This window comes from Photorhabdus bodei (assembly GCF_003287735.1).
Taxonomy (GTDB): Bacteria; Pseudomonadota; Gammaproteobacteria; order Enterobacterales; family Enterobacteriaceae; genus Photorhabdus; species Photorhabdus kayaii.
In genome coordinates this window covers 180,960-187,284 of sequence record NZ_NSCM01000007.1, presented here as the reverse complement: position 1 = coordinate 187,284, position 6,325 = coordinate 180,960, and the positions used below count along the sequence as shown (strand labels likewise).

7 protein-coding genes and 1 riboswitch are annotated in these 6,325 nt (G+C 43.3%); of the genes, 5 read left to right on the top strand and 2 right to left on the bottom strand.

The features are described from left to right. Positions 1–732 precede the first annotated feature (732 nt). On the bottom strand, positions 733–1,641 hold the full coding sequence (yvcK, locus tag CKY02_RS07940; protein ID WP_112894874.1) for a uridine diphosphate-N-acetylglucosamine-binding protein YvcK: 909 nt from the start codon (positions 1,639–1,641) through the stop codon (positions 733–735). Positions 1,642–1,918: 277 nt separating this feature from the next. Further along, positions 1,919–2,063: riboswitch (molybdenum cofactor riboswitch) on the top strand. Here yvcK and moaA point away from each other — a divergent pair. The 5 genes from moaA (at position 2,053) to CKY02_RS07915 (ending at position 5,143) form a co-directional block, all read left to right on the top strand. After that, positions 2,053–3,033 (top strand): GTP 3',8-cyclase MoaA, encoded by a 981-nt coding sequence (gene moaA / locus CKY02_RS07935; RefSeq protein WP_112894882.1) that lies wholly within the window; start codon positions 2,053–2,055, stop codon positions 3,031–3,033. It overlaps the preceding riboswitch by 11 nt. Positions 3,034–3,072: 39 nt before the next feature. Continuing rightward, entirely contained in the window at positions 3,073–3,552 is a 480-nt protein-coding gene (gene moaC, locus CKY02_RS07930; RefSeq protein WP_112894873.1) for a cyclic pyranopterin monophosphate synthase MoaC, read from the top strand. Continuing rightward, positions 3,549–3,794, top strand: coding sequence for a molybdopterin synthase sulfur carrier subunit (gene moaD / locus CKY02_RS07925; RefSeq protein WP_112894872.1), 246 nt, complete (start codon positions 3,549–3,551; stop codon positions 3,792–3,794). Before moaC ends, moaD begins: the two co-directional genes overlap by 4 nt. Positions 3,795–3,797: 3 nt before the next feature. After that, positions 3,798–4,250 carry a molybdopterin synthase catalytic subunit MoaE gene (gene moaE / locus CKY02_RS07920; RefSeq protein WP_112894871.1) on the top strand — a complete coding sequence of 151 codons (453 nt, stop codon included), beginning with the start codon at positions 3,798–3,800 and terminating at the stop codon, positions 4,248–4,250. Between the two features lie 182 nt (positions 4,251–4,432). Continuing rightward, positions 4,433–5,143 (top strand): Bax inhibitor-1/YccA family protein, encoded by a 711-nt coding sequence (locus CKY02_RS07915; protein ID WP_112894870.1) that lies wholly within the window; start codon positions 4,433–4,435, stop codon positions 5,141–5,143. 69 nt (positions 5,144–5,212) lie between these two features. Here CKY02_RS07915 and CKY02_RS07910 read toward each other — a convergent pair whose 3' ends face one another. Further along, positions 5,213–6,319: an ABC transporter permease gene (locus CKY02_RS07910; RefSeq protein WP_112894869.1), complete on the bottom strand. Its 1,107-nt coding sequence runs from the start codon at positions 6,317–6,319 to the stop codon at positions 5,213–5,215. Positions 6,320–6,325: the final 6 nt, after the last annotated feature.

Here is a 6,325-nt window from a genome sequence, read left to right as displayed (position 1 = left end):
CTTTTTTGGGTTAATCTAAAGGCATCTCGGTTTTCTACAATTATAGTCTCTGATTTTTCGTGAACTTGTTGCAGTCAGGAAAAATCTTTTATTTAAGAAAATCGGTTTAATGTGGTTAATACTGTTATACCCTATGGATTTCAAGATGCATCGCGACGGCAAGGGAGAGAATCCCCGGGAGCATAGGTAACTATGTGACTGGGGTGAGCGAGTGCAGCCAACAAAGAGGCAACTTGAAAGATAACGGGTATAAATGTTTTGATATGATATATTATTGTTATTAGGTTAACACTGTCATTTTTTCACCTTGTTTAATCAATTTAAAATCCGTTTTTCCTGATGTTTTCTCTTCCAATGTTAGAATGCCATCGGGTTTTTAACCTGTTTAAAAAATCCTTAATTACTTCTTTTTACTTTTGATGATTAAAGTTTTTACCTGTTTTTTCGTGGTTAGCCTGGCCTCTTTTCCAGCTTTTAAAACCACACGGATAGATAAAAAAGGTTTTTTTTAACAATTGCCCCGTAAATCCTGGCCCAATGCGAGGGTGTCGCAAAAGGCCAGCATTGAAAATAAACCGCGATTTTGGGTAGATTTTTCTGACATCCGGCGTGAATGTAAGGCATCAGTTATCGTAGAAATATCGTCATAAAGGAGCCGCGCTTGGAATGGGAACCCCGATCTTAGCTGATAAAGGAGAGCTTTTGCGACACCCTCTTTAACGGAGGGAACAGTCACCCAAGGTTTTGCAGAGTATTCTCTAACGCCTGATGCAGTAATTCACGGTCGTGGCGGTAGGGAACATCCTGTGCTTCGAGTATTTGTTGAGTGATAATTCGATCGTTAAGGTCGCTGATATCTGTGCACGGGCCAACAATGACCGCATCAATTATCCGGCTGCCAATTTTGTTTTCCATTATTTCCAGCTTATCTTTTAGCGTCAGTTCAGCAGCGGCGGCACTTAATTCTTTGCCAAGATTACCGATATAAATCATATTGGCACAGCTACGGCGCAGGGCTTGGGTGAGATCTTCAAGCAGCAGCAATGGCATCAGACTGGTGAAAAAGCTGCCAGGGCCGATAATAATCAGATCTGCTTGAGTGATAGCATCCAATGCCTCTTTTGTTGCGGCCGCAGGCGGATAAAGCATCAACTCCTGAGGAATACAATTCAATTGATCAACATTAACTTCGCCATAAATGGTGTTGCCTTGATCATCTATCGCCATCAGGTCAACGGGCTGCTCAGACATTGGAATAAGATGAGCATTAACTTTCAACAAACTGCGGATTAAATTAATTGCCTCAAGGGGTCTGACACTTAGATGATCTAACGCTTTAAGCATCAGATTCCCCAGATTATGCCCTGCCAGTTCGCCATTGCCACTGAAACGGTATTCGAACATTGCTGACGCGACGCTGGGTTCGGTAATAAGCTGATTTAAACAATTGCGGGTATCACCCCAGGCGATACCGCCTTCTGAACGCCGGATCCTGCCGGTTGAGCCGCCATTATCTGTCGTGGTGACAATGCCTGTCAGGCGAGAGCCTAGTGATGAAAGAGAGGACATAACGCGGCCAAGGCCATGACCTCCGCCTAAGGCAACTACCCGATCTAAATCGGCTAATGTGCGGTTTCGCATAGAATTCCTATTACTGACTGAGCATATATTCGCTGAATAATTTTAGCGTAATTTATTATAAAACACGATTAACTGAACAAACGTTATGATTGGGTGCAATGTTTTAACTGATCACAAATAGAAATTGTCCTTGGATTCGCTCCCTTGCCGTCGCGATGCATTTTGAAATCCATAAGGTATATATTCAATTATATAACGAAAGTAGGTATTCGCATTTTTCTTTGTTAAGCGCTAAAATCCATATCACAGAAGGTCGTTTTACATTAAATCATATACCCTATGGAATTAACTCCTAGCCTCTGCATCTAAGTCCCTTTTTACACAGCGATATGATGCTTTGGCCGTGACCACTGAGTCACCAGGATGTGAGGCAGAAATGCCCACGTCTCCCATGTTTGGAAAGGTGTTATGGTGAAACAACTCACAGATGCTTTTGCCCGCAAATTTTACTATTTGCGGCTATCAATCACCGATGTATGTAATTTTCGGTGTACTTATTGTTTGCCGGATGGTTATAAACCCCGTGGACATCACTCCTTTTTGACATTATCCGAAATTCGTCTTGTTGGCCGGGCATTTGCCGATCTGGGTACCGAGAAAATCCGTTTGACGGGGGGTGAACCGACCATGCGCCGCGATTTCACCGATATTATTTCCGTCATACGTGAAAATAAGTTGATTAAAACCCTCGCGGTAACCACTAACGGTTATCGAATGGAACGAGATATTGCTAAGTGGAAAGAGGCGGGTTTAACCGCAGTGAATGTCAGTATGGATTCGCTTGATCCCCGCCAATTTCATGCGATTACCGGGCAGGACAAATTTTTTCAGGTGATGCGCGGTATTGATGCAGCATTTGCAGCGGGTTTTAGTAAAGTGAAAGTCAACGTGGTGCTGATGAAAAATGTTAACGATATCAGCCTGCCGGCTTTCCTGCATTGGATAAAAGATCGTCCGATTCAATTAAGATTCATCGAGTTGATGGAAACCGGTGACGGTGGTGACATGTTTCGTCAATACCATATTTCGGGGGAAATTATCCGGGAACGCTTGTTGCTCGATGGCTGGCATTTGCTTCAACGTTCACGCAGTGATGGCCCTGCACAGGTTTTTAGCCATCCTGATTATCAGGGAGAAATTGGCCTAATTATGCCTTATGAGAAAGATTTTTGTCGGAGTTGTAATCGGTTACGTGTTTCTTCAATAGGTCATCTTCATTTATGCCTGTTTGGTGAACAAGGGATACCACTGCGTGACTTATTGGCGAGTGAAAAACAACTCGATGATCTGAAATTGCGTATTCAGGATGGATTGCGGCATAAACGGGAAACCCATTTTCTTCATCAAGGTGACAGTGGTATCACCCCAAATCTTTCCGTCATCGGCGGTTAATTTACCGTCTGGATCTTGTTGTTTTTTCAGGAGCTAAGAATGTCTCAATTAACCCACATCAATTCTATCGGTGAAGCGCATATGGTTGATGTTTCTGCTAAAGCTGAAACATCACGCGAGGCAAGGGCAGAAGCGTTTGTTGGAATGAAGCCGGAAACACTGGCAATGATTATTGAAGGTCGCCATCACAAAGGTGATGTATTTGCCACCGCGAGGATTGCGGGTATCCAAGCAGCCAAGCGCACATGGGAATTAATTCCGCTGTGTCATCCATTACTGCTAACTAAAGTAGAAGTGAAGTTGGAAGCTCAGACAAAATATAACCGGGTCAGAATTGAATCCTGTTGTCGTCTGACTGGGAAAACCGGTGTTGAAATGGAGGCCCTGACAGCGGCATCAGTCGCGGCTTTGACAATTTACGATATGTGTAAAGCGGTACAGAAAGATATGGTCATTGGGCCAGTGCGTTTACTGGAGAAGATAGGTGGTAAATTAGGTCATTTTAAGGTGGAGCAATGATTAAAGTACTGTTTTTTGCTCAGGTACGTGAGCTGGTAGGTACTGATTCACTGGATCTCGATAATCGTTACACAACCGTTGACGGTTTGAGAACGGCGCTAATATCAAAGGGAGAACGTTGGGCCTTGGCGTTGGAAGATGGAAAATTGTTGTCAGCGGTAAACCAATCTCTGGTTCATGGCGGGCACCGATTACAGGATGGCGATGAAGTGGCCTTTTTCCCGCCGGTGACTGGGGGATGATAAATGGAAAACACCCGCATTTTCGTTGGGCCGGAGAATTTCAAGGTAGGAGATGAATATCAATGGCTTGCTCAATGTGATGAAGATGGTGCTATCGTCACTTTCACTGGCAAAGTCCGCAATCATAATTTGGGAGATAATGTTGGCGCGCTGAAATTGGAACATTATCCGGGAATGACGGAAAAAACGTTACAATGTATTGTCACTGAAGCACGCAGTCGCTGGCCGTTGCAGCGAATCAGTGTTGTCCACCGGGTTGGTACACTGTATCCGGGTGATGAGATCGTGTTTGTGGGTGTGACCGGTGCTCATCGTCATATGGCTTTTGAAGCGGCTGAATTTATTATGGATTATTTGAAAACGCAGGCGCCTTTCTGGAAAAAAGAGTTTTTGCCTGATGGTGAACGTTGGGTTGAATCCCGAGAGAGCGATCAGGAAGCCGCGAAACGTTGGTGATGAAAATATTGGCTAAATTTTGCGAAACGCTTCGAAAAAGGATTGAATAAAAAGATTGCTATATGAGTAATTATTGAATACTTAATTGTTTTGTTTATATTCTATGATAATGTATAAAACTTGAGTGGGTTGTTGATACTGAACAACCTAGGTCTTTAATATCGTTATAAAAGGTAAGCTTCATGGATCGATATCCACGCTCCAATGGTTCGATAATCCAGCAAGCTGGAACCGGCCTACAAACTTATATGGCCCAGGTTTATGGTTGGATGACTTGTGGTCTGTTGTTAACCGCATTTGTGGCTTGGTATGTGTCACAAAATCAGGATCTTGTTGTATATATTTTCTCAAACTCAATACTATTCTATGGATTGATTATTGCGCAGTTTGGGTTGGTTTTCGTCCTCTCTGGTATGATTAACCGCATGGGAGCTTCGTTAGCCACAGGGTTGTTTATGCTCTATTCAGCGCTGACCGGCTTAACGCTTTCCAGTATTTTTGTTGTATATACTACCGGCTCCATTGCTAGCACTTTTGTCGTGACGGCGGGGATGTTTGGTGCGTTAAGTTTTTACGGCTATACCACCAAACGTAGCCTGAGTGGCCTTGGTAGCTTCTTGTTTATGGGGTTGATCGGCATCATTTTGGCTTCTCTGATTAACCTCTGGTTAAAGAGTACAGCGTTGATGTGGGCGGTAACCTACATTGGTGTCGTTATCTTTGCGGGCTTAACCGCTTACGACACTCAGAAGCTGAAAGAGATGGGTGAAGATCTTGATGTGAATGACAAAGAGAATTTGCGTAAATTCTCAATTGTTGGTGCATTAACTCTGTATCTGGACTTCATCAACATGTTCTTGATGCTACTACGTATTTTTGGTGATCGTCGCTAAATTCACTGATTGGCTTCTAAGAAAAGCCCTGCATCGTTAAGCCATAGCTAAAATGCAGGGTCATTCTTGTTAAGCAATTTTCCGTCGAAATAACCAATAGGCAAGATTACCGGTTGTGGCAGTAATGACCAAAAGAGGCCACAAACTTCTCCAGATAACCGTGAAATCGGCATCTTTGAGATAAATTTGCTTAGTGATGTCGTTAAAGTGCCAGATAGGATTAATCCAGGTGATGTCTTGTAGCCATCCGAACATATTTTCAACCGGAGAAATATAACCGGAGATTAAGATAGCGGGCATGATAAAGACAAATACGCCAATAAACGCCTGTTGCTGAGTGTAGCAAAGGGAAGAGATTAACAGGCCAAATCCCACCAGCGATAAACTGTAGATCAGCATAGCGCAGTAAAACAGTGCTAGTGAACCAGAAAAGGGAATTTGATAGCAGAATATGCCAATGGCAAGCACTAAAGTTGCCTGAAAGGTAGCGACAATCACCGCAGGAACTGCTTTGCCAATGAAAATCTGCCAGGTGGTCATGGGTGAAACTAGTAATTGATCCAGTGTTCCTTGTTCCCTTTCGCGCGCAATTGACAGTGCCGTGACCGTCAATATTCCAACCGTAGTAATCAGTGCCACCAAAGAGGGCACGACAAACCATTTATAATCCAAGTTAGGGTTATACCAGTTGCGGATCACCAACTCGCTATTATTGGCTTTCGGCAGGTTACCCATCAGTTCCTGTTGATAGTTAAGGACAATTTCTTGGATATAGCCCGCTGCAATTTGAGCGCTGTTAGAATTGCGTCCATCCAGCAATACTTGGAGGGAAACCGGTTCATGACTGGCAATTTTAGCACTGAAATCTTGTGGGAAACGTACCAGTAATAGGGCCTTTTGGTGATCGATTACCGGTTGTATTTCTTGTGAATGGTTCAGCAATAGCACATCAGGAAATGCTTTTGATTTTGCCAGCCGTTGGGTGAGCTCAATAGAGGCTTTGCCTTTGTCTTCATCAAAAATAGCAATAGTTGCATTAGTCACATCAAGGGTTGCTGATAAAGGAAATAAGATCATCTGGAAGATAACCGGCATAACTAAGATAGCCCGTGTTTGCGGATCTCTGAGTAGAGATTGCAATTCTTTAATAATCAGGGTGTAAAGACGATAAAACATGCTAAT